Source organism: Photobacterium sp. AWH4_225 (assembly GCF_056158405.1).
On record NZ_JBSWTF010000004.1, the window covers coordinates 1,135,266 to 1,159,034 of the forward strand.

The window sequence follows — 23,769 nt, forward strand, 5'->3', positions numbered from 1 at the left end:
GTTTGAGTTAGATTTTATCGATATAAAAAAGGGATCTAACAAACGTAGATCCCTATCACTTATCAACTTAGACGAGCCGCCCCGGTTTTTACTTTACAATGTTCTGCGCTGTCGCGTAGAAGTCACGTGCCCTTGCCCAGACGCCGTTTGGATCTTCACCTTTACACAGGGTCAATAGATGCGGAAGCAGTTGCCCAGCGAAATCTTCGCTGCTTTCTTTTGGCAGTACTGTTGGTAGGTGGTCGACCGCCTGAACATATAGCCCGCTAACATCCGATTCGATAATTGGCTTCGCCAACTTGGTGCTCTGGTTGTAGATGCGGATTGGGTTATCCGGGTTATTCGGATCGCAGCTGACATCGCTGACCATGCTCAGGCGAGGGTTCTCACCCAGGCTTTCCTTGGTAATGAACGGAGGCGTGCCCTCGGCAAGGTAAGCACAGTTAACCAAGATGTCGTAGTCATTGATTGCAGTGAATGGGCCACCGGCTTTGGTTTCTTCGATATCCCAGCCGTCAGCATCGATACCCAGCTCGGCAAATAGATCCAATGCGCCACGGCCACAGCGGCCAAACTGACCGATAACCAATACCTTAGGCTTCTCTGACAGTGTTGCAACCTGCTCGCGCAGTACTGCTAGGTAATGGTCGCGATCCGGGTAGCTGCCCACTGCGCCGAACACATCTTTACAGTGTAAATGGTGGATATAACCCGACAGGCCAATCGCTGCACCAACATAGCCCGCCCAGTATCCGAAGGCACAAACACGCTTGCCCATTTCGTCTTGCAGGAACTCTAGGTCAAGAATTTGGCCGCCACCGGCATTGAAGCGGGATAAGATCTGCACAGCTTCATCCTGCCCCTTGAACGCATGGGCAAAGTAAATGTGCTGGTGCTTGAGCGGGAAGTCATCTTCAGCCAGCTCTTTCAAACCCAAGATATAAGCGTGCTCTGGAGCTTCAGTCCAGCTATGGCCCGCCGCTAGCTCACAGCCCACATCGACATAAGCTTGGTCAGGGAAAATACGGGTATCGCTACGCTCGACAATCACCTGGGCGCCCGCATCAATCAGGGCTTTGGCTCCGGTAGGTGTCAATGCCGTGCGGTGCTCACCCACTTTTACTTCATCTCTTAGCCAAAATAGTGTGTTCATTTTCAATCCTTTTTTTAAACGGTAGCTCGAAATAGCAATCGCTATTTAAGCGGTAACTGGGGTGGCTGCGGCCTGACGGCGCACCATCAAAACAATCAGTGCAACTTGCAATACGGCGGCCAGTACGATGGTGTACGGGCTACGGGTGATTTCGGCAACCATGAAGCCGATGCTGGCGGTTACGCCTGTCAAAATAGCGTATGGGAACTGGGTGCGGACGTGGGAAACATGATCACATCCAGTCGACATCGAGCTAAGAATTGTCGTGTCGGAAATCGGTGATGAATGATCCCCCAGCATACCGCCACTTAGCGCTGCACCAATACAAATTAGTGGGTCGGCGCCCAGCGCACTGGCAACCGGCACTGCAATCGGGATCAGGATGGCGAAAGTGCCCCACGACGAACCTGTCGCTACCGAGATAAAGCTGCCGATAATGAAAATCAATGCAGGCAGCATAAACACCGGCAAGCGATCATTCATCACCTGGCTAATATAGTCCCCTGTACCCAGAGACTTACAGATATCACCCAAGGTCCATGCCAATAGCAAGATAACCAAAATTAGCATGATCCGCTGCATTCCCGACACAAAAGTGTTGAAGGCTGTCGAGGCGGTCATAGTTTTGGTGTAAGCGTAGTAGGCAATCGCCGTTATCGAGGCAATCAGATAGCTGGTGCCAAGCGATGCTCGGATCACCGGGCCATTGATGGTGCCATGCAGATGGTAGTTATAAGTGAACAGCGCGATCAGCGAGCCGAACAGTACCGCCAGGGGCAATACAATCAGCGAGATACGGCCTGATTTCACCTGCTGGTCATCCACAGGCAGTACGCTCTCCTCAGCCTGCTGGCGAGCTTGCCGCTCGGCTTCGGCCATTGGCCCCCAGTCTTTTTTCAGCACCGCGTAGACAGGCACACTGAACAGTGCCAGCAAGGCATAGAGCTGGTAAGGGATCACCTGCAGGAAAGTCGCAAAGCCATCAACGGGCTGGCCCATGTTATCGAATGCGTTCTCAATCAGGCCCTGCGAGTAGACACCCCAGCTGATAATCGGGATCAGCACGCAAATCGGCGACGAGGTCGAGTCAATGATAAAGGCCAGCTTCTCCTTGCTCAGCTTGAGCTTGTTGTAAATTGGCGAGAACATCGGGCCAAGAATAAGCGAGTTGCCCGAGTCGGTAAAAAACACCCCGATCCCGGTTGCCCAGGTGGCGAGCTGGGCTTTCAATGGTGATGACACATAGCGGGTCGCCATGGTCGAAAACGCTGCCATACCACCGCTTTGCTCGACCAGGTAGATAAAGCCGGAAATAATGGTAATAACAATAATGATCTGTGCGTTGCTGCCCGATGCAAGCTGTGTGAACGGCCCATCAGACAAGAACATCAACGCAGTATCGACAGGATGACCCTTGGTTAAGATCAGCATGCCGCTGATCACTGCAACGCCCAGAGCCAAAACAACATGCCGAGTGGTAAAGGCGAGTATCAGCGCCAGCACCGCGGGTACGATGGACAATAATCCGTAATCAGCCATTCGTAGACTTCTCCTAAAAAACAACATCAAGGTATTTGAGTATTTAGAGGAGGGGCGTAAGGAGCACGCGAGCGACAAAGGCTGTACGAAATCGGTAGGCGAACTTACCTGTTCGAAAACAAAAATTGCTGTAGCTCTCCATCCGGGCAGGGCCCGAGATGACAGTGCTGCTCCTATTAAGAACAACCCCAGCAGCTTGGCTGACGACCAAAACCACTTCGGCATTGACTCCTTTCGTTTAGCTTCATCGGCTGTCGACCTTCACTAAACTACTCTTAGGTAATGCGCCTCTACGTTGCAGGCAGTGAATAACCACCCGCTTTGTATTGAATAAAACATAAAAACGCATAATCCAAATCAACTTGACGCCACATTGTGATCAATATCACATTATATATTTTATTAAACACTCAATTAACAAAACATTGCACTACTGGCTACCATGCTTGCAGCAACAACAACCACAAAGGCTATTTTTTGCTGTTAATGGTGGATTTCATATCAGTATTTATCTGGAGTAGTCTTAGCTTTGTCGGGGTTGACCGGAGAGGGCCTGAGAAAGACACAAGGTACCGGTGCTAAAATGGAGGCTCAACCTGCATATTTACCCAGCGGTACCTAAATAAAAAAGTGGTTAAAGGTATGTTGAGGGAGGAGTTGGGGTTCAGATATTGCAGATACAAAAAATGCCGGCCTAGGCCAGCATTTTCTTCTCTAAAGTTCGGAAACTTATAGAGTAACTACGTTCGCAGCTTGAGGACCTTTCTGGCCTTGCTCGATGTCGAAAGAAACTTTCTGACCTTCAGAAAGAGTCTTGAAACCTTCAGAAGCGATAGCGCGGAAGTGTACGAATACGTCAGCACCGCCGTTCTCTTGAGTGATGAAACCGAAACCTTTTTCTTCGTTAAACCACTTAACGATACCAGTAGACTTAGACATGTGATGTCCCTTATGTAAATTCATTTAAACCGCAAGCCAATAGCTACGGTCAGTTAAAATTGAATTATTAATGTGACGATAAATATAAGGGAAACAGTTAGATACAGTACGAAAACGTAATGATATCAGATGGTTTAACTTGTACTTGATGTTGCATTAAATAACTCTTCTCAAATTGAGCCTGCGTATCATAACAACAGAGTGAAAAATATGCAGCGAATTTTTGACAATTTTTCGTATTATTTTTTGAGGGGTTAACTATTCATTCAGTAATCCAGGCCTATCACCACAATGCTACCCCCTCATCAATGGCTAAAAAGAGAAAAAGAAACCTGCTATCGTCGCACTCATCAGATTGGACAGAGTCGCGGCAAAGATGGCAGGCATGCAGAGAGTAGAAATCTCATGACGCCGCTTCGGTGCCATAGTCCCTAACCCGCCTAGCAACATGGCAGCCGCTGCAAAGTTTGCGAAGCCACACAAGGCAAAAGTAATAATGGCTGTGCTTCGGGTAGATAGCTCCGTCACTTTGAGGTATTCAGTAAAGTTCACGTAAGCCACAAATTCATTCAGCACCAACTTCTGACCTATGAAGGAGGCTGACACCATCGCTTCGTCAAACGGAATACCAATAATCAATGCAACAGGATAAAACAAATAGCCTAGAAGATATTCGAGCGACAGTTCAGGCAGGCCAATATAGCTACCTATCCCACCCAGCATGCCATTGACCAAGGCAATCAAACCAATAAACGCCAAGAGCATCGCACCGACATTCAATGCCAGCATCAATCCGCTGGAAGCGCCGGCCGCCGCCGCATCAATGACATTGGCAGGCTTATCTACCGTTACCCCTTCTTGCTCTTGCTCTTTTGAACCGCGCGGCTTTGTCTCTGGTACCAAGATTTTGGCAAACAGCAAACCACCAGGAGCCGCCATGAACGAGGCTGCAATCAGGTATTGCATATCAACACCCATTGCTGCAAAACCGCCCAAAACAGTTCCTGCAATCGAAGCCAGGCCGCCGCACATAACAGCAAACAGTTCAGAGCGGCTCAATCGGTTGATATAAGGGGCGATCACCAAGGGAGCTTCCGTCTGACCGACGAAGATATTGGCGGTAGCCGACATGGACTCGTTCTTACTGGTCCCTAGTAGTTTTTGCAATGCCCCACCCAATACCCGGATGAACAACTGCATGATACCGAGGTAATACAACACAGAAACCAGTGCCGAGAAGAAAACAATGACTGGCAACACGCGCATGGCAAATATAAAACCACCACTGCCAAAGACCTCGAACATCTGTCCGCTGACCAACCCTCCGAACAAAAACTCGATCCCGGCATGAGAGAATCCCAGCACCGAGCTCACTCCACCCGAAACAATCTCGAGCAAATCTTTTCCGATAGGAATGAACAAGACAAATGCCCCAATAATGAACTGGATAGCAAAAGCTCCCAGTACCGTCCGTTTATTGATGGCTTGGCGATTTTTCGAAAAAACAACAGCGATAGCAAGCAGTGCTACCATTCCCATTAAGCTAGTCAGAGCGTCCATGTTTGGCGGCCTTATATAGGGTGGATAGGTGTACAACCTACCTACTCGACATATACAAATACCCCGGGCGCTATAAGCCCGGGGCGGTTTAAATATTAGTGGTTAATCCAGTGCTTTACGGCAAGTTCAGCAACTTGCATTTCGATATCAAAGGGGACCGGTTGCGGAATGCTCTGCAGCGAGTCCCGGTTAAGGGCAATTCGCTCTAAACTCAGTGACTGCAAAGCCAGGCCGAGATCCATAATTTCAATAGGATTTCCGTCGCCCGCAGAAAGATTAACAAGGTTGGCATCCGACAAGACGAACAGTTGCTTGTCTTTGAGCTGGTAAGCCGTCACATGAGGGCGGATCTTATCTTGGCTTTGGCTCAACGCGGCCAAATCCCCAAGGTTGATTTCACGCTGGAAATGACCCGCATTGGCAATAATCGTATTGCCACGCATCATTTCGAAATGCTCTTTACGCAGCACGTTATCGCGGCCGGTAATGGTGACGACCATATCGGCATCCGGCAAAGCTTCTTCCAATGCGGAGGTATAGAAACCTTCCATATGCGCTTCAAGCAATGTCAGTGGGTTGGACTCAACCACGGTAACATGGGCCCCCATACCTCGCAGGCGCTGCGCGGTACCAGAGCCGCAATATCCATAACCAATCACCACGACCTTCTTGCCGTGCAGCATGACGTTGGTGGCGCGCATGATGCCATCGACAACAGATGAACCCACACCAAAGCGGTTTTCGATAATTCGTTTGGCTTGGGTGTCATTGATGATCAAGGTGCTGAATTTATCTGCATGGAAGTCTTCACGCAGGCGGTTGGCCCCTGTGGTCGTTTCTTCCGTGGCACCTAGCAGTGAGGTCTGGAAGCCGCTAAATTCTGGCTCGGTGAAAATGAGCTCGTGCAAGTCGGCACCGTTGTCGGCAATGATGTCCGGCTGGTGTGATAACACTTTGCGACAGTAGTTAATGTGATCATCAAAGCTCTCGTCACGGCGGGAATAAACACTTACCCCATAGTCTTCGACCAAGGCGGCTGCCGTTTCATCTTGAGTTGAACCTGGTGAACCGGTGATCACCACTTTGGCACCACCTTTGGTCAATGCCTCCAGCCACACACCGGTTTTGGCCTCAACATGCAAACAAATGCCTATTGTCAAACCGGTAAACGGCTTTTCTTTTTCAAAGCGCTCTATAATGCTGCGCATAATTGGCATGTGGTTACGAGCCCAATCGACACGTCGGCGGCCAAGTGGCGCAAGAGAAAGATCGGCAACGTCGTGTTCAGGGTAGGTATTCTGTTCCATAGGAGCCTCTGTTGGGAGAACGGTTTGTTGACCCACAAATCTTCCCTGAAATGTCATGCAAACTTAATCAACTTATCAAGAACTGATAGTTTCCCCTCGGTGCAAAATAATGTGATATTTCACATAACCATCATCAAAAACCCAGAATTCCTCCTCTCCAAGCAACTATTTCGTTATACAGAAACTATAAGTTTCCGTAGTGGAAACATTAACGAAACGACGATCACCAAAAAGCAAACGTTTACCTCTTAAAATGCGCATAAGGAATTAACAGGTGAAAACCATGAACCTGAATTTATTGGCCACCTTCTATACCGTGGTTATGAACAACTCGTTTTCAGTCGCTGCCGACAAGCTGTGTTTATCCAAATCCGTGATTAGCAAACATGTAAAACAGCTCGAACAAGAATTGCGTTGCTCGTTGATTCAACGTACTACCCGGCAGATCAACCTGACTGAAGAAGGTCAATTCCTTTACGAACGCTGCGCTGAGATCTTCGACAGCGTTGATAAGTGCTATGACTTCATCGACGAGCGCAAAGATATCGTCAGGGGAAAACTGCGGGTAAAAATGCCAGCGGTGTTGGAGTTCGATGATTTCATCACCGACACCTTTGCCCAGTTACTATCAACTTATCCTGAGCTAGAGCTCGACCTGATTTTCGACAACCAGATTGGTGACTTGATCCATGAACAGGTCGATCTGGTGCTTAAGATTGGCGCACTGGAAGACAGCTCGTACAAGTGCAAGAAAATAAAAAATATCGGGACCTATGTTGTCGCTTCACCGGATTACTTGGACAGACATGGCATACCGGAAAAACCATCAGATTTGATTGGTCACAAATGTATGAACTATACCCACTGCCTGACCAAAGATAAGTGGATGTTCATTGCTGATGGCAAAGAAACCAAAATAGAAATCTCACCATTTCTGCAGCTTGAGAGTGAGTCATTACTCACGCGCTATGCATTAAAGGGCATGGGGATAACAACCACCCTGGATTTTATTACTGAGTCATATATTCAATCTGGTGAGCTTATCAGTTTGCTGGATAGCTATACCTGGAAAACCGAACTGTATGCCGTGTATCCCAACAATGCCGTCATACCTTTGAAAACTCGCAAATTGATCGATTTACTCGCAAGCACATAAAAGGCCTAAGGATGAAAACAGCGTTTATCTCAGCACTCACATTGGGGCTGGCCATCAGCCCATTTGCCAACAGCGAAGAGGTGAAACTCCGATTTATCGGCACTTCAGATCTCCATTCTTATATCAGCCAGTTTGACTACTACAACAACCAAAATAGTCAGAAGTACGGCCTCGTCGGACTGGTCGCTGAGATTGAACACTACCGCAATCAAGTAAAAAACAGCTTTCTTGCCGACACTGGCGATCTGCTGGTCGGCAACCCGCTGGGGGATTATCTCGCTCGGGTTAATCCGGAGTCTTATGCCCGCAAATCGCCAATCATCTGCGCAATGAATGCGCTTGAGTTTGATGTTGCCGTACCCGGCAACCACGATTTCGATTACGGCTTGGATTACCTGCAACTGAGCTACAGCAGTGGCAACTTCCCTTACTTTGCCTCCAACGTTTACCGTGAAGATGGCAAACAGCCCTACTTCGAACCTTACCTGATCGTGCCGCGGGAAGTCGTTTCCGAGCAAGGCACCAAGCACACTCTCAACATTGGCTATATCGGCTTGGTGCCGCCGCAAACCATGCAGCTCAACAGGCAGCACCTCGGAGGTAAAGTCACCATTACCGATCAGCTCGCCGACGCAGAAAAATGGGCTGCTGAGGCGAAAAAAGCCGGTGCTGATGTGATAGTGGCACTCGCCCACTCAGGCCTGAATGATGATGAATATACCGACGGTATGGAAGACATGGTGTGGCACCTTGCAGGTGTCGACAATGTCGATGCGATCCTGTTTGGCCACTCACATAATACCTATCCGGATGAGCGCTATGCTCACTTGAAAGACGTTGATATCGAGCAAGGACTTATCCAAGGCACGCCAGCAGCCCAACCTGGAAAATGGGGGGACCATATCGGTGTCGTCGATATCACCCTAACTCAGCAAGACGGCCAATGGCAGATGAGTGACGGTCGTGCCTTTGTGGTATCAGCCAACGAAATAGAAGAGACAGAAGAGCAAAAGGCGCCGCTTCATGCGTGTATTAACAAGCAGCACAATGAGGTCATCAACGCATTTGGCAAGACCGTTGGTCAGGTCAGCAAAGGCTTAAATAATGATTTCAACCTGCTTGGCAATGACACGGTTTACCAAGTCGTTAGCGAATCGCAAAAACACTATCTAGCACCTTACTTAAATCCAACTGACAAAGTGCTTTCAGCGACGGCCCCGGCTATCCACCGCAAAGACCCAGCTTACTTCCTTGATATCGGTAAGGGCGACATCAACAAGCGAGATATTGCCTCCCTAGTCTATTCTTCAACCCTTGCAGCACTTGAGATCTCTGGTGCGGAAGTGAAGGAATGGTTGGAAATGTCAGCCGCGATGTATACCGAACCAACAGCGGAAGGCAACGACATCGTAAAACCAGACTCGCTGACCTTCTTGTACTACACCATTGACGGCATCGATTACGATATCAACCTCGCCAAGCCATCCACCTACAATCAGTTCGGCAATAAGATTGCCGATGGCGAAGGCCGCGTCGAGAACATCACTTACCAAGGGCAACCAGTTAAAGCCGATGACAGCTTTGTGATCATCGCCAGCAGCTATGCGCCGTTCTTTGCCAGAGAAATGAAACTCGGCCGTGAATTTATCGATATCGACTCACCGAACAGCCGAGATGTACTCCAAGCCTACCTGGCCCAACCGGAGCAGAACATTACCGTTCGCAACAACTGGCACCTCGTGGGCGAGAAAGGCAAAACCTACATCTTTGAAGCCAAGAACAATCCGCAGACACTCGCTGGTTTTAGTAAGAGAACATCACTGAGTATTGAACACAGTGACAGTCACAGTGACAGCGACGAGAAGTCCAATACCTACAAGATCACTTTCTAGGCCAAACCTACTTAACAGCCTGGGCTTCACTCAGGCTGTTCCCTTCCTTATCTCCACGAACACATTTCGAAACACTTCCCAAAGGCATTTTTCAGCATCTATTCAATCAGCGAAGCTATGATGGACACGAAGTATCCATAGGAAAAGTAATGTTATGAGTGTGTTCGACCTGATCGCTGAAAACCAGATCCAAGACTACAACCGCCGCAAGGCCAATGGTGAAGTGAAGGAATCACGCACGATTCAACCGAAAGAAAGAACCAGCTTCGAGTCCCACCTGTTCAAATCCATTATTGGCTGTTATCAAAAAGCCGCAGAAAAGTCAGAAGGTGAACGTCAGGCACTCGAAGAGCGTGCCGAAAGTCTGAGGATGCAGCTGTTGATCGGGTTGGAGCAAAAAGGGATGCGCATTACTGCCCAATCCATGGCAAAAGAGCTGATGGCTAAACGTCAGGCTATTTTAGGCAGCGCTTAAAATAGCTAAATATGTCTTTTTGTAACAGCAGGTTACGTCATATTAATTCCTGCTGAGGCATTGATCTCAAATATACAAAACTTCATTGCAACGCCACAAGATCAATTGATAAACCTGATGCATATCAAGTTTTGCGCTGCGCTCTTCTGGTTAATTAATAACCAAGCAGAGCGGTCAGGAGGACGATGTTATGAAAGTACCTATTCGATGCCCAGAATGTAATAGCACCTCGGGACTCAACCGGGTAAGACGTAAATGGCACGAAAAATCACTGGTTACCACGGGACAAGAAAAACTGCAGTGCCCGAAATGCCTTTCATTCTTTATGCGGGGGATTGGTCAACATGAACTTCTTTATGTCGGCACCCACGATTCGGTGAAGAAGAAAGAGCCTGTGTTTGAGGTCTAACTTCTCTCTTATAAACTTGGCAAGCTCATCCAACAGCAAAAGCGCCGATCATATCGGCGCTTTTTCATTTCAGGCTAACTCTCAATTTCCTGCTGCAGCTTTTCGAGCTCTTCGAGTATCCGCAGAAACTTCTCGCCAAACGGGGTGACATGGTACTCCACACGCGGTGGTAGCTCGTTAAACACCACTTTGTCCAAGATACCGAACTCGACATTCTTCCTCAGGCACTCATTGAGAACCTTAGTCGACAGTCCTTCTACCGCGCGAACCATTTCTCCCGGCCGGTTGATGCCATTTGCCAGTAACTGATACACCGTCAGTGACCACTTGCACCCGTAAATCGTCTCTACCATCCGCGCTGCACGCTCGGGGGCGGATTTTCGCGAAAAAAAGTTTTCCTGTGTTTTCATAAAGATGTACCAAAAAGTACCTACCCTACCGAATTGTACTGACTATTCAGCAGGTTAGTTGTGAACCTAAGATTAGCTTATCGCACACAGGCAGGAGAAAACAAATGACCTTTTCCCACACAGGCGCAGCACTTATTATCGGCGGCACCAGCGGTATGGGCCTTGAAACGGCCAAACAGCTCAGCAAACACAACATAGATGTGATCATTGTCGGCAACAATCGCGATAAACTCGACCAGGCGGTCAGTGAACTCAATGACCTAGGCGGTAAAGCTACCGGCCTGCAGGCCAACCTCTATCAGTCACAAGATGTCGACAAACTGATCGATGGTATCAACAGCCATGGAGCCATCAGCTACCTGGTCAACGCAGCGGGATACTTCAACCCTAAAGCATTCATTGACCATTCCATGGCCGATTATGATACTTATATGGAGCTCAACAAGGCGACATTCCGGATCAGCCAAACCGTAGCGAAAAGCATGATTGAGCAGGGTGGCGGCAGCATCGTAAACATCGGCTCGATGTGGGCCAAACAGGCGATAAAAGCGACACCATCATCGGCTTACTCGATGGCAAAGGCCGGGCTTCATGCCCTGACCCAGCATATGGCAATGGAACTTGCAGAGCACGAAATCCGCGTCAATGCCGTCTCGCCAGCAGTGGTGAAAACGCCGATATACGGCGCGTTTATCGAACCGGAGCAGATTGATGAGGCCTTGTCAGGGTTCAACGACTTCCACCCAATCGGCCGGATCGGCACCCCGGAAGACATTGCCAACAGCATCTGTTTCTTGCTATCAGATGAGGCCAGTTGGGTAACCGGCGCTATCTGGGATGTCGATGGCGGCGTAATGGCCGGTCGAAACTAACCTTTTGAGAAAACCTATTAATAAAACGGGGAGGGAGGCAGCATGCTCAACATGGATTTTCAACAGCGATTGGTGATTGGCACCGAGAAGATGGAGTGGCAGCCCAGCCCGGCGAATGGGGTGTGGCGAAAACCATTGGAAAGGGAGGCTAAAGAGTCGGGCCACACCACCAGTGTCGTCCGCTATGCCGAGGGCTCATCATTTGCCCCCCACCCTCACCCGATGGGCGAAGAGATCTTTGTTCTCGAGGGCGTTTTCTCAGATGAAACCGGCGACTTTGGCCCCGGCACTTATATCCGCAATCCGCCGGGCAGCCAGCATGCGCCATTTAGCAAACAGGGATGTACTATCTTCGTCAAACTCAATCAGTTTATGGCAGATGATAGTCAGCAGATCCGCATAGATACTAACCAAACACCCTGGCAACCGGGGATCGGTGGATTACAGGTCATGCCGCTGCATGAGTTCGGTCATCAGCATACCGCTTTGGTGAAATGGCCTGCTGGCGAGCGGTTCCAGCCCCACCGCCACTGGGGCGGGGAGGAAATTCTGGTGCTGTCCGGTGAGTTCAAAGACGAGTTCGGCAGCTACCCCAAAGGTACTTGGTTGCGCAGCCCACACCTGAGCGAGCACTACCCTTTTGTCGAGCAGGAGACAGTCATTTTGGTAAAGACCGGGCACTTGCCGGGCTGAGTATTTGGGAGATAGGAACTAACCTATCAACCCGATACGCTCCAGCTCATCATGCATTTCCTGGTGGGTCATATTTTCGAAGTTGCAGGCTGCTAAATTGTCGATACGCTTTTTCATTGACACAGAAGCAAGGTGGCACTGCTCTTCGAATTGCGTTTCATCGTCAACAAAATCCATCGGGTTATTAAGATCCCAGTACACCCTCACCCCATCAGCTAACCAGATAGGGCCTTGCTCACCATGCTGGATATCGCACACAGAAATCACGATATCCGGATGAAAATGGACAAACTCTTCCCATGACTTGCTGTGATAGTCCTTGGCATCCAACCCCATATCATTAAGGTACTGCTGGACAAAGGGGTGAAGTTCACCGGTTGGGTCACTGCCGCCGCTGACCACCTCAAACCTTGGCGGGAGAAAGCGTTTGCCGATAGCCTCAGCCAGAATACTCCGGCAAGAATTATGCTTACAGACAAATAAAATTTTCACTGCCACCCTCCGCATACATTTCCACAGTATTCAGTGTAGAGAGTTGGTTAGTCTCAAGTGTGACAGTTTTCTTGCATGAATCCGAATAAGCAAACCGAGATTACGGCCTAAACAGTTAACCGTTTTGCAGTTTATAATGATCAACATCTTGCTCAGAATAGCAGTAACTAAAGCCAAGCTTTTTGAGCACATTCACCGAACCAACATTGTCAGGTTCAACACCGGCAATAAAGCTAGCAGCGCCTTCATATTCCGATAAATAAGTCACCAACCCTTGCATCGCCTCGGTCGCAAAGCCTTTGCCCCACTGCGTTTCATCGAGCACATAGCCTAGGCGATAGCTGTTTTCCGGTTCGGGAAATACAAACAGATATCCGATCGCTTGCTGTTGCTCGGTTAGCCGCAGGACAGAGCCTGTCTGCGCCATGCCCTCAAGCCAGTTATCGACATCCCCGGCAGTGCGAAAATTCTGGCAGGCAGGCGGCAGGTGGCGGCTGACCGGCTCGGTGAACATGGCCATAATTTCAGCCTGGATACCCGGCATGGTGCGATCCAATGTTTTCGCCGTTAGCCTCTTGGTTGAGAAGTTCATCTCGATTTTCATTTCTTTATTTCCTTTTATTCCCTCCCGACATCTTAATCAAAAAAGCTGCAGGTGAAGATAAATATTTCTCCATGTTCATCCTTCAGATGAGTCGCTATGTTCCAACTTGTTAACCCGATCTATATCTACATTCAATACAACACATATGCTTAGAGGCGGGAGCCTCGAACATGAAGGAGAACCTCATGGACGTGCTTATTTTGGCCGGCCTTATCCTGCTCAATGGCGTATTTGCCATGTCGGAAATTGCCTTGGTCACTGCACGAAAAAGCCGCCTGCAAAAACTGGCAGGCACTGGCGATAAAGGCGCGGCAAGTGCGATAAAACTTGGCGAAGAGCCGACTCGCTTTCTGTCCACTGTACAAATTGGCATTACCGCCATCGGTATCCTTAACGGGATCTTCGGGGAGGCCGCCCTCGCAGGGCCATTGGCTCAATACCTGCAGCAATTTGGCCTTGCCGCCAAAACCAGCTCTGTTGCAGCAACCACCATCGTCGTTGTCGGTATCACCTACCTGTCTATTGTAATTGGTGAACTGGTGCCCAAGCGTCTCGCCCAGCTCAACCCAGAAGGTATTGCCCGTATCATGGCCCGCCCTCTGACAATATTGGCGAGCCTATCAAGACCTTTTGTATTCTTGTTGGCAACTTCTACCGAACTAACCTTGCGGCTACTAGGCAAACACAACGCAGACAACCAAGGCGATACCCTGACCGAAGAGGATATCAAGGCGGTGCTGGCCGAAGGCTCGCAAAGTGGTGTCATCGAGAAGCAAGAGCATGCCATGGTCAAGAATGTGTTTCATTTTGACGATCGCAAAGTCACGTCACTAATGACCCCGCGCTGTGAAATCGTGGCACTGGATCTCGACAAGCCCAACGAGAGCAACCTCAATTACTTGGTAGCCTCTAGCCACCAGCACTTTCCGGTGATCCAAGGCAACATGGATAACCCCAAAGGGGTCATCACTACCAAACAATTGCTGCAGTACCACATCGCCAGACCACGCAGCCCGATGGAGCATTACCTGTTGCCACCTGTTTTCATCCCCGAGAACTGGACCGGTAACCAATTGCTGGAGCACTTCCGCCATTCGGGGGATGTGATGGTGTTTGTGGTCGATGAATACGGTGACGTTCAGGGGATAGTGACGCCCAAGGACATTCTCGAAGCCTTGGCCGGTGAGTTCAAAACCCGTGCGCCGGAGGATATCTGGTCAGTCGAAAATGAAGATGGCAGTTGGTCGATGGATGGCCTGATCCCTATTTTGGTAATGAAGGACTTACTAGAGCTTGACGCCCTGCCCGATGAAACCCAGCACGGCTACCATACCTTGAGTGGCATGCTGATGTGGAGCCTGAGCGGGCTTCCATCTGTCGGAGACAGTGTGGACTGGGAAGGCTGGCACTTTGAAGTCACCCAAGTCGATGGCAACCGGGCCGATAAAATCACCGTGACGCGGATACCTTCAACTGAAACCGATACCGAAAAAGATGATCACACCAACGACGGTGAGGAAAACCTACCAAACATCACAGAAGAGGCCTTACAGGCACAGGAGCAAGCAAAAAAAGAACCCTAACGAGCGATATTTTACACCGCCCTGTCTTTACGCATAAAAGTCAGGCGTATATTCCGCTGCCCCTTATCAAATCACGGCTACACCATGTAGCTAAGCAGGGCAAACAACCGGTGGGCGGTATCGCCCGCCACTGTACTTGGCTTAACAGCGCCGCTGTTATTTCTGAACAATATCAATGAAAAAACATACTATCTTTCTGGCAATGAGCATTGGCTTGCTCGGCGTCTCTTCGTTTGTCTATGCCGATGAAAAAATCACGCTGGGCAGAACCATCTTATTAGGCAAAAGTGATCATGGCGCACAGATCCCCTTGCTGGTATGCCGCCGGGTGGATGCAATAAAAGTAAAAGCCGATCGAGATATGCGACTAGAACGAATCGTGGTGACCTTCAACAATGACGACACCAAGACCATCCATTTTCACCGCAAACTAGACAAACATGACCAAACAGACTGGCGCAAGTTTGCCTATACCCGCTGTGTGAAAAATCTCGAAGTGTTTGGCAAGGCCAAGGAATCTTCGGCTGGAGTTCGGGTTTACGGCCGACAGTAACATCACCTCGATCCAAAATACAAAAGGGCAGTCGCTACAACAACTGCCCTTCTTACGCGATACTATACAAACGGTTTTAGCGAGCGATTACTCGGTCCGGTAAGCCAACTGGGTCATCTCCGAGGCTTCCTGCCACTGCTCAGTGCCCTGCCACCAATATGAAGTCTGGAACGGCTGTGACATATCCAAGCTCTGGCCAATCAAAGGCGTCACCAATTCCACTTCATGTACTTGTGCCTCGGCAATCAAATCATTGACTGGCTCATCCCATTTATGCAGGAACAGTTCATACGTTGACCAATGGACAGGGAATAGCTTGTCACCACCCACATCCAAATGCGCCTGCATGGTATGAGCGGCCTGCATATGGCCCCAACCTTCTACCGGATAACCCTTGCCATCTTTTACGTTGGCGGCAACTTCGATAAAGGTCATATCAAACGGCCCCAAACGCTCGCCAATTTGCTTGAAGTGTTCACCGTAGGCCGAATCACCGCTGTAGAACACGCTGCCTGCTTCTGCCTGAATTACCCATGAAGACCACAATGTTGTATTGCTATCAAACAGGCCTCGACCTGAATTATGGTTAGCCGGGGCCGAAGTAATGCGAACAGTCCCGACAGCGACACTTTCCCACCAGTCAAACTCTTCGATGTTACCCGGCCTCACGCCCCACTTCTCAAGGTGGCGGCCTACCCCCAGCGGAACAAAGAATCGGACGTTTTTATCGGCATAGAAACGTGCCGTTGCTTCTTCCAAATGATCATAGTGGTCGTGGGAAATCAGGATCACGTCTGGCAGCGGCAAGTCTTCACGGCTAACCGGTGCATCGACATTGCGCGAGAACATTCTGGCAAATGCCGATGGCGACGCATAGTCGAATACCGGGTCCACCAACATACGCACGCCGTCAGCCTCCAAGAACAGCGATGAATGGCCTAGCCAGGTCACACGCAAAGCGTCACTCGGGGTTTCCAGCTGTGGTGTATCTACCGCTTGGAACTGCAAACGTTGTTGAGGCTTATACTGATCGCGCTGCATGAAAAACTTCCACATTACAGAAAGCATACCCTCTTCACTCTGAACACTTGGCATGTTAGTAATAGCTTTACCATCTTTGAACTGAGGCGAGCTGGCAATTCTTGCTTCACGGATTTCCTGACTGCGCACATAGCTGCCATCGGTATCTGCAGCATTTCCACTGTTGTAGGCCACAAGGCCGAGGGCACCCATAACGGCAACCAGAGATGCTTTCAGTGTAGTTTTCATTTGTCGCTAGCCTCAAAAGTAAACGATGGTGTATACTTTTAATCATAGCTATTAAATTTAAAAAGTAAACACACCCGTTTACCTTTAAGTTCTACGTCATCACGCATTTGGATAATTTTTATGGGTAAAGTCGCTGAAATAAAACAGGAAAATATTGTCTGTGCCGCACTGGAAATTTTTTCAGAAAAAGGGCTCGAACAAGCCAGTATGGAAGCGATTTCGAAGAAAGCCGAAGTCTCCAAGCGGACGCTTTACAAGTACTACCCAACTAAGGAAAGCCTGTTCGAGGTGATTGTCGAGCGGCTGGTTTCCAACGTGAAAGTGATCAGCTCGATTCCGTTCAACCCTGATCTCAACATCCAAGAGCAGTTAACTCACATCGCCCAAAAAGAAGTGGAGCTACTTTGCAGTCCTTGTTTCATGGCAGTTGCACGAGTGGTCATGAGCGAATGTATCCGCTCGGAAGACTTAGCGGCTTTGATGGTAGAGAAATTCCAGCCTATTGATGGCTGCCATGGCTTAAGCCAATGGATCCAAGACGGCATTGCAGCTGGCAGGCTTGAGGTTGCCCATCCAGAGATTGCCTCGGAACAATTTATCGCCAGCCTCAAGGCCACAATTTTCTGGCCGCAAATCATGGCCCACATGCCAGCACCCGGCCCAGAGGTTCAACAGGCAACTATCGAGTCGGCGGTAAAACAGTTTACGGCGGCTTACGAAGTTAACTAACCCCTTACGCACAAAGGCGGAGGGGCTTCTACACTTGTTGTGATATCAACAACAAGGAATTAGCCATGTATCGAGTTTTCGTTTGCCTTTTTGCTCTTACTCTAAGCTCAGGAGCAGCTGCTGACGTAAAGATATCCGGTGACGGATTCGAGCTAAGTAAAGACTGCCTGAAACTGGAGTCTGATAACGTCAAAATCACCTCGGAAGAGTGTGAACAATGGAAAAAGAATCAAGAAAACCGCAGTGTCCACGGTGATGACAACCCAGGCAAAGGAAACAAGAAAGACAAGAAGCCAAAGAAAGACACCTACTGAATACTACTTCAACGCTACTGGGTGTGTAGCCTCCCAGTAGCACATCGTGAAACCCCAAACATCCCGCACTTTTACTCAGCTAAAATTGGCTGAGCTTATCAACGCCCACATGGTTTAAAACATATGAAGCACTAGGGTCACCGTATGAGGCCCCTTCGTTGAGCCAATAACGAACTTGCGACTCGTCGACTTGGCCTAGCTCTCCTTTAGCCTGCAATAGGGCAACCATATAATGCGCATGGGGATGCCTTTTTGCCGTTGCCGCAAGATACCATTCGTACGCAGCCACCGCACTTTGCTCGACACCAAAGCCAAAATAAAACATATTCCCCAGGTTATACTGGGCCATGGCATTACCTTGCTGCGCGGCTTGAGTTAGCCATTTCACGGCAGCTTCCTCACTGACAATCAATCCTCCGTAGCCCAGCGCATAAGCCTCGGCCAAGGCCAGTTGTGACTGGCTATCACCCAATCCAGCCGTCAATTGCAGACGTTTAAGCTGTTCTGGTGTTATATCAGCAAATACTGGCGCCGAAACGACAAAAGCCCCAACACCTGACACGACAAGAGCACACATCACATTCCTGATTTTACGCTGCATATCCATCTCCTTGTGTTGAATATCGATCTTAATCACAATTTATATTGGTTTTATGAAAAAGTGATGCCAGTTCTGTGACTCAAACAAATCAAACGGTTAGCAAGGATTGTTCCCACCTCTTCTCTATCATTTCCCTATCACTGTGCAAATATGCACCAGAGCAGTTTCTGACATCCAAGGTTCACAATTGCTGTGTACATTATCATTAAGTAAGTTGATCGCTTTCTCGCCTTTCGGCGTTTATCACAGGAAATGCGCAAGCGACTTGTTGTTAATCAGGAGTATGGCTATGACTCAGGAAGTATTACTTTCATTGATGAAGCGAGGAAAATTCACGCCAACCATTCTCAATACAGCAGATTCAACCTGCTATTTGATTGGTGGGGAAGATGAAATGGGCAATTTTTACCACTTGAAAGATGAGGAACATCATTCTGTGACTTGCCCTTCGCTGCAAGAAGCGAAAGAGAAACTGAGCAAGTTGGGAATACACCAAGCGGTATTTGAAATGGTGACCCCCTACGATGAAATGATAGGCAGCAGCGATAATACTGGTGGCAAAGTCCGATACGATATTACCTTCTAACTGCCCATATTGATCGGAAGTGTTAGGCTGACTGACGGATCATCAACTCTGTGCCGAGCTCAATTCTACGCTCGGTATCCTGCTCTTCAATCAGACTTACCAGCATGGTCGCCGCCTGAGACCCTAGCTGAAAAATCGGCGTATCAACGGTGGTCAACCCTACCGGTAACATGTCGCTATTGGGAATGTTATCAAAGCCTGCAACAGCGATATCTTTTGGAATCGACAGCCCTTTTTCCAGCAGGGCTTTCATTGCGCCTATCGCCATCAAATCCGATGCGGCAAATACGGCATCAAAATTGATTTCTTCCATATCAGACACGATTTGGTAAGCATCTTCCTGATAATAGTCCGCTTTGTAGGCCCAACTTTCATCGTACTCAATACCATTATCAAGCAGTGCCTGACGGTAACCCTCAAAGCGATCCCGCGCCGCTTTAATCACATCCAACTTACCAAGGAACATGATTTTGCGATAGCCGCTATCGATCAGGTATTGGGTCATCCGATAGGCAGACTGGTAGTGCTCCACCAATACTGCATTGACGGCTTCATCCTGCAAGTCCCGCGCAATAGAAACAATCGGTACGCGATGGTCAAAAAGGGATAAGAATTGCTCATCTGGCATACGGGTACCCCAGATCAACACCCCGTCATACAGGTTAGAGTTCAGCTCGCCTTGGATAAACGCCAACTCATTGTCTGCCTTGGCCATACGCAACGTAAGTTCATAACCGTGCTGATTCAATGACGAGCCAATACCGTTTACCAACTTATAGATATACGGGTTGGTCAGGTATTCATAGTCAGGACCGGAGATGACCAAGCAAATGTGTTTGGTTGATTTGCTGGCCAGCATTTTTGCGGCACGGTTCGGCACATAGTTGAGCGTTTTCGCCGCTTCCATCACCTTAGCTTTGGTCGCATCGCTCACCCGGTTTTTATTATTCAATACATACGACACCGTTACTGCCGAAACACCTGCCACCTTGGCAATATCTTTTAATGTCGCTGCCATTTACTACTCCACCACTTCAGCCCAAATGTTGATATCGGGCCTCAGTTGTATGCCTCAAAGAATGCTTGCTTAACGACGTCCAGCCAACTATTCAGCGCATGAACGTCAATGCTGTTTGCATTATACCGAAACATGAGCCAGCGCACACAGCGACGCTTGGCAACTTTAACAAGATCACATTTTCACAGGGAAAACGTTTTCACTTTCTACCAGTCTGCTTATTATCATTTTAAATTTGCTTAAACGCTTAAGCAAGCAAGAAAGCGATTGTTAAAATGAGAGAAACAGGTATGAATTACACTTTTGAAACCCGCCAGTATGAGATTGTTGTCGTCGGCGGTGGGATCTCCGGCGTCTGTGCCGCTTTGGCTGCAGCAAGACACGGCGCAAAAGTCGCGCTGATCCAAAACCGTTCAGTGCTAGGAGGCAATGCCAGCTCTGAAGTACGCATGCATATCTGCGGCGCGGACTATCATGCCAGCAAGCAAAATGCCCGCGAAACCGGGATCATCGAAGAGATCTTGCTTGATAACCGTTTGATCAACCCGCAACACTCTTTCTCGGTGCTTGATACGGTTTTGTGGGAGAAAGTTACTTTCCAAGACAATTTGGATCTGTTTCTCAACACTCATATGACCGACGTTGAGATGGAAGGCAACCGGATCGTCTCCATCAAGGCCGAGCAAACCACCACGGAGCGCCGCTTTGAATTTTTCGCCAGCAACTTTGTCGATACTTCTGGCGATGCTGTTCTGTCGCTGCGAGCAGGGGCCGATATCCGCACAGGTCGCGAAGCCCGCCACGAGTACGATGAAGAGCTCGCTCCCGATCAGGCTGACAACGTGATGATGGGCAATACCCTGATGTTCGAATCCAAGGACATGGGCTACCCGGTACCATTCAAAAAGCCAAGCTGGGCCAATACCTACACCGAAGAGGATCTCAAAGACCGCAGCCACCGGGACATTACAGCTGGGTATTGGTGGATCGAGCTGGGTGGCACCGAGCTCAACACGACCCGCGATGGCGAGGTGATCCGTGATGAACTCCTCAAGGCAGTTTACGGTATTTGGGATCACATCAAGAACGGTGGTGATCACGGTGCCGACAACTACGTGCTCGATTGGGTCGGTATGCTGCCGGGCAAGCGCGACAGCCGCCGGGTACTGGGTGACTATGTGCTCAATGCCAATGATCTATTCGGCGCACGAGTATTCGAAGATACCGTCGCTTACGGTGGTTGGCCGATGGACATGCATGTCAAAGATGGCCTTAAGAGCAAGGAATCCCCAACCAAATGGATCGAAACCAATGACATGTACGCGATCCCTTACCGCAGCCTGTATTCCCGTAACATCAGCAACCTGTTTGTTGGCGGCCGTAACATCAGTGCCTCGCACATGGCATTCGGCTCAACCCGTGTCATGGCTACCTGCGGTGTGATCGGCCAGGCCATCGGTACTGCGGCTGCAATGACGATTGAAAAATCATTGAGCCCGCGAGAAGTGAATGCCCATATCCAAGAGCTGCAATTCCGCCTGCTCAAAGACGATTGCTACCTATTCGGTATCCAAGACACCGACCCTAACAACCTTGCCCTGCAGGCAACAGTCAACGCCTCATCACAACAAGCAGGTTATGAGGCGAGCAAAGCCATCAACGGCTGGCAGCGAAATATTGGTGATCAGCAAAACCTGTGGGTCTCCCAACCTCTGTCTTCTGAGGGCGAAACGCTCACGCTGGACTTCGGCGGCACTGTCGAAGCATCAGAAATGATCCTCAACTTCGACTCCAACCTGTCGAACGAAATTATGATCACTATCTCCAAGCCTAACAAAGCAGCCCAACGAGAAGGCTTCCCGCTGGAGATAGTCAAAGATTATCGCATTGATTGCCTGCTGGGCGGCCAAGTCGTCCACCAACACTCTGTTACCGAAAACCACCTACGCCACAACAAGATCGCACTCGACAAGCCCGTTCGCTGTGACGCTATCCAGATCACAGTGACTGCAACCCACGGCGATCCTTGTGCCCGAATCTTCGAAGTTAAAGTATTCTAATAACGATATAGGAATGAAACGATGAGCATCTTAGACGTAATAGTCCTCATAGCCTTCCTGGCCGGTATGGTCGGGATCGGCTACTGGTCTTCCAAGCGGATGACCAACAGCGCCGAAATGTTTTCTGCCGGGGGAAAATCCCCTTGGTGGATGTCAGGCATCTCGGCTTATATGACCATGTTCTCTGCCGGTACCTTTGTGGTATGGGGCGGTGTGGCCTATCGCCTTGGCGTGGTCGCCATTACCGTGTGTATGAGTATGGGTGTCGCTGCGCTGATTGCCGGGTATTTCTTTGCCGGTAAATGGAAAGAATCCGGTGCCACCTCGGCGGCTGAATTTGTCGGTCAGAAATACGGTCAAGGCGTACTGCAAATGTACACCTGGCTGGGTATTGTCACCCGGATCATCGGGGTTTCGGTTGCCCTGTATTCGGTGGCTGTGATTGTCAGCTCGCTGATCCCCGTCTCGCCGGACAACTTCTTTGCCGATGACAATGGCTTCTTCAGTGTCAACTGGCTGATCATCATCGTCGGTACGGTGATCATCCTCTACACCTTCCTTGGCGGCCTGTGGGCAGTATTACTGACCGATTTCACCCAGTTTGTGGTGTTGATGCTATCGGTCTGCCTGATCTTGCCAATGATTTACAGCCTGGGTGGTGGTAGCGAGAACATCATCGCTAACTTACCAGAAGGCCACCTGTCGTTCTTCAACAGCAGCTACACCCAGATATTCATCTTCGGCTGGATCTTGGTACATGTGTTCAAGGTCGGTGGTGAGTGGGCATTCGTCCAGCGTCACCTGTGTGTCGAGTCGCCAAGAGATGCCCGCAAAGCTTCTTACTTGTTCGGCGCACTGTACATCATCACGCCGGTACTATGGATGCTGCCACCGATCATCTACAGCACCATCAATCCGGATGCTAACCCAGAACAGGCTTATATCTTGTCGGCGCAGGCCGTACTGCCTGTAGGCATGCTAGGTCTGGTGGTATCTTCAATGTTAGCTGCAACGGCAAGTATGGCCTCATCGGAGCTCAACGTGTTCTCCGGCGCCCTAACTACCGAATTCTACGGCAAGCGCATCAACCCGCAGGCCAACGATGAACAAATGATGAAGGTCGGCCGCATCGTGACCATTATGCTAGGGATGCTGGTTATCGGGATCAGTATTTCCATCCCATACCTAGGCGGGGCTGAGAAGCTGATTGTCAGCATCACCAGCTTGTTTGTTGGGCCAATGGTCATGCCAACTCTGTGGGCACTGTTTGTCGGTAAAGTCACTAAACTGCACGCCTACCTGACGGTGGTGGTCACCGCGGGTGCGGGTTTCCTACTTCAGTTTGTGCTTGCTAAAATTGACTGGTTCGCCGCCAACATGGGTGTAATGAATCAGGCTGTTGGTCTGTTGGTGCCTGTTGCCATGCTGTTAATTGCGGATAACATCATGAAAAAAAAGCAGCTAACTGTCGCCTCTACCGCTAGCTAATAAGAACAACAACTCTGTACGACCCAACAAAAAAGCCATCCCGAGGGATGGCTTTTTAGTGCTTCAA

24 protein-coding genes and 1 riboswitch are annotated in these 23,769 nt (G+C 49.4%); of the genes, 13 read left to right on the plus strand and 11 right to left on the minus strand.

Annotation, left to right across the window (positions count from 1 at the left end):
* Positions 1-88: 88 nt before the first annotated feature.
* The 5 genes from ACXAD4_RS22365 to ACXAD4_RS22385 form a co-directional block, all read right to left on the minus strand.
* On the minus strand, positions 89-1,153 hold the full coding sequence (locus ACXAD4_RS22365) for a saccharopine dehydrogenase (protein WP_475244203.1): 1,065 nt from the start codon (positions 1,151-1,153) through the stop codon (positions 89-91).
* 45 nt (positions 1,154-1,198) lie between these two features.
* Entirely contained in the window at positions 1,199-2,692 is a 1,494-nt protein-coding gene (locus ACXAD4_RS22370; protein WP_475244205.1) for a Na+/H+ antiporter NhaC family protein, read from the minus strand.
* Between the two features lie 123 nt (positions 2,693-2,815).
* Positions 2,816-2,993, minus strand: a riboswitch (Lysine riboswitch).
* A gap of 428 nt (positions 2,994-3,421) precedes the next feature.
* Positions 3,422-3,631 (minus strand): transcription antiterminator/RNA stability regulator CspE, encoded by a 210-nt coding sequence (cspE, locus tag ACXAD4_RS22375; RefSeq protein WP_107298781.1) that lies wholly within the window; start codon positions 3,629-3,631, stop codon positions 3,422-3,424.
* Positions 3,632-3,943: 312 nt separating this feature from the next.
* Positions 3,944-5,191, minus strand: coding sequence for a NupC/NupG family nucleoside CNT transporter (locus ACXAD4_RS22380; protein WP_475244206.1), 1,248 nt, complete (start codon positions 5,189-5,191; stop codon positions 3,944-3,946).
* A gap of 95 nt (positions 5,192-5,286) precedes the next feature.
* Positions 5,287-6,498, minus strand: coding sequence for an adenosylhomocysteinase (locus ACXAD4_RS22385; protein ID WP_475244208.1), 1,212 nt, complete (start codon positions 6,496-6,498; stop codon positions 5,287-5,289).
* 283 nt (positions 6,499-6,781) lie between these two features.
* Here ACXAD4_RS22385 and ACXAD4_RS22390 point away from each other — a divergent pair, with 283 nt between their 5' ends.
* The 4 genes from ACXAD4_RS22390 (at position 6,782) to ACXAD4_RS22405 (ending at position 10,430) form a co-directional block, all read left to right on the plus strand.
* On the plus strand, positions 6,782-7,654 hold the full coding sequence (locus ACXAD4_RS22390; protein WP_475244209.1) for a substrate binding domain-containing protein: 873 nt from the start codon (positions 6,782-6,784) through the stop codon (positions 7,652-7,654).
* Positions 7,655-7,665: 11 nt separating this feature from the next.
* Positions 7,666-9,546: a bifunctional 2',3'-cyclic-nucleotide 2'-phosphodiesterase/3'-nucleotidase gene (locus ACXAD4_RS22395; protein WP_475244210.1), complete on the plus strand. Its 1,881-nt coding sequence runs from the start codon at positions 7,666-7,668 to the stop codon at positions 9,544-9,546.
* A 154-nt stretch (positions 9,547-9,700) separates the two neighbouring features.
* Positions 9,701-10,021 carry a hypothetical protein gene (locus tag ACXAD4_RS22400; protein ID WP_475244212.1) on the plus strand — a complete coding sequence of 107 codons (321 nt, stop codon included), beginning with the start codon at positions 9,701-9,703 and terminating at the stop codon, positions 10,019-10,021.
* A gap of 190 nt (positions 10,022-10,211) precedes the next feature.
* Positions 10,212-10,430 carry a hypothetical protein gene (locus tag ACXAD4_RS22405; RefSeq protein WP_475244213.1) on the plus strand — a complete coding sequence of 73 codons (219 nt, stop codon included), beginning with the start codon at positions 10,212-10,214 and terminating at the stop codon, positions 10,428-10,430.
* 74 nt (positions 10,431-10,504) lie between these two features.
* Here ACXAD4_RS22405 and ACXAD4_RS22410 read toward each other — a convergent pair whose 3' ends face one another.
* Complete coding sequence (locus ACXAD4_RS22410) at positions 10,505-10,840, minus strand: winged helix-turn-helix transcriptional regulator (protein WP_281028179.1); 336 nt, start codon at positions 10,838-10,840, stop codon at positions 10,505-10,507.
* Between the two features lie 104 nt (positions 10,841-10,944).
* On the opposite strand from ACXAD4_RS22410, the gene ACXAD4_RS22415 reads away from it, so the two are divergent.
* Both ACXAD4_RS22415 and ACXAD4_RS22420 read left to right on the plus strand, forming a co-directional pair.
* Entirely contained in the window at positions 10,945-11,712 is a 768-nt protein-coding gene (locus ACXAD4_RS22415) for an SDR family NAD(P)-dependent oxidoreductase (protein WP_475244215.1), read from the plus strand.
* A 42-nt stretch (positions 11,713-11,754) separates the two neighbouring features.
* A complete protein-coding gene (locus tag ACXAD4_RS22420; RefSeq protein ID WP_475244217.1) occupies positions 11,755-12,405 on the plus strand; it encodes a cupin domain-containing protein in 651 nt (216 codons plus the stop codon).
* A gap of 18 nt (positions 12,406-12,423) precedes the next feature.
* On the opposite strand, the gene ACXAD4_RS22425 is transcribed toward ACXAD4_RS22420, so the two are convergent.
* Positions 12,424-12,897, minus strand: coding sequence for an arsenate reductase/protein-tyrosine-phosphatase family protein (locus ACXAD4_RS22425; RefSeq protein ID WP_475244219.1), 474 nt, complete (start codon positions 12,895-12,897; stop codon positions 12,424-12,426).
* A 115-nt stretch (positions 12,898-13,012) separates the two neighbouring features.
* On the minus strand, positions 13,013-13,501 hold the full coding sequence (locus ACXAD4_RS22430; protein WP_475244221.1) for a GNAT family N-acetyltransferase: 489 nt from the start codon (positions 13,499-13,501) through the stop codon (positions 13,013-13,015).
* A 170-nt stretch (positions 13,502-13,671) separates the two neighbouring features.
* On the opposite strand from ACXAD4_RS22430, the gene ACXAD4_RS22435 reads away from it, so the two are divergent.
* Together ACXAD4_RS22435 and ACXAD4_RS22440 are read left to right on the plus strand one after the other, a co-directional pair.
* The gene (locus ACXAD4_RS22435; protein WP_475244223.1) at positions 13,672-15,084 is read left to right on the plus strand and encodes a hemolysin family protein; all 1,413 of its coding nucleotides are present in this window, start codon (positions 13,672-13,674) and stop codon (positions 15,082-15,084) included.
* A gap of 175 nt (positions 15,085-15,259) precedes the next feature.
* Positions 15,260-15,637: a DUF2541 family protein gene (locus ACXAD4_RS22440; RefSeq protein WP_475244224.1), complete on the plus strand. Its 378-nt coding sequence runs from the start codon at positions 15,260-15,262 to the stop codon at positions 15,635-15,637.
* An 87-nt stretch (positions 15,638-15,724) separates the two neighbouring features.
* Here ACXAD4_RS22440 and ACXAD4_RS22445 read toward each other — a convergent pair whose 3' ends face one another.
* The gene (locus ACXAD4_RS22445) at positions 15,725-16,906 is read right to left on the minus strand and encodes an MBL fold metallo-hydrolase (RefSeq protein ID WP_475244225.1); all 1,182 of its coding nucleotides are present in this window, start codon (positions 16,904-16,906) and stop codon (positions 15,725-15,727) included.
* A gap of 120 nt (positions 16,907-17,026) precedes the next feature.
* On the opposite strand from ACXAD4_RS22445, the gene ACXAD4_RS22450 reads away from it, so the two are divergent.
* Both ACXAD4_RS22450 and ACXAD4_RS22455 read left to right on the plus strand, forming a co-directional pair.
* Positions 17,027-17,635 carry a TetR/AcrR family transcriptional regulator gene (locus ACXAD4_RS22450; protein WP_475244226.1) on the plus strand — a complete coding sequence of 203 codons (609 nt, stop codon included), beginning with the start codon at positions 17,027-17,029 and terminating at the stop codon, positions 17,633-17,635.
* Positions 17,636-17,700: 65 nt separating this feature from the next.
* The gene (locus ACXAD4_RS22455) at positions 17,701-17,949 is read left to right on the plus strand and encodes a CG2 omega domain protein (protein ID WP_475244227.1); all 249 of its coding nucleotides are present in this window, start codon (positions 17,701-17,703) and stop codon (positions 17,947-17,949) included.
* 79 nt (positions 17,950-18,028) lie between these two features.
* Here ACXAD4_RS22455 and ACXAD4_RS22460 read toward each other — a convergent pair whose 3' ends face one another.
* Complete coding sequence (locus ACXAD4_RS22460) at positions 18,029-18,550, minus strand: tetratricopeptide repeat protein (protein WP_475244228.1); 522 nt, start codon at positions 18,548-18,550, stop codon at positions 18,029-18,031.
* 289 nt (positions 18,551-18,839) lie between these two features.
* Between ACXAD4_RS22460 and ACXAD4_RS22465 the strand changes: the two genes are divergently transcribed.
* Positions 18,840-19,136 (plus strand): DUF6482 family protein, encoded by a 297-nt coding sequence (locus tag ACXAD4_RS22465; RefSeq protein ID WP_475244229.1) that lies wholly within the window; start codon positions 18,840-18,842, stop codon positions 19,134-19,136.
* Between the two features lie 22 nt (positions 19,137-19,158).
* Here ACXAD4_RS22465 and ACXAD4_RS22470 read toward each other — a convergent pair whose 3' ends face one another.
* Positions 19,159-20,154: a LacI family DNA-binding transcriptional regulator gene (locus ACXAD4_RS22470; protein ID WP_475244231.1), complete on the minus strand. Its 996-nt coding sequence runs from the start codon at positions 20,152-20,154 to the stop codon at positions 19,159-19,161.
* 290 nt (positions 20,155-20,444) lie between these two features.
* Between ACXAD4_RS22470 and ACXAD4_RS22475 the strand changes: the two genes are divergently transcribed.
* Together ACXAD4_RS22475 and ACXAD4_RS22480 are read left to right on the plus strand one after the other, a co-directional pair.
* Complete coding sequence (locus ACXAD4_RS22475; protein WP_475244233.1) at positions 20,445-22,214, plus strand: FAD-dependent oxidoreductase; 1,770 nt, start codon at positions 20,445-20,447, stop codon at positions 22,212-22,214.
* Positions 22,215-22,235: 21 nt separating this feature from the next.
* Positions 22,236-23,702, plus strand: a complete 1,467-nt coding sequence (locus tag ACXAD4_RS22480; RefSeq protein WP_475244235.1) for a sodium:solute symporter family transporter — start codon at positions 22,236-22,238, stop codon at positions 23,700-23,702.
* Positions 23,703-23,769 lie beyond the last annotated feature (67 nt).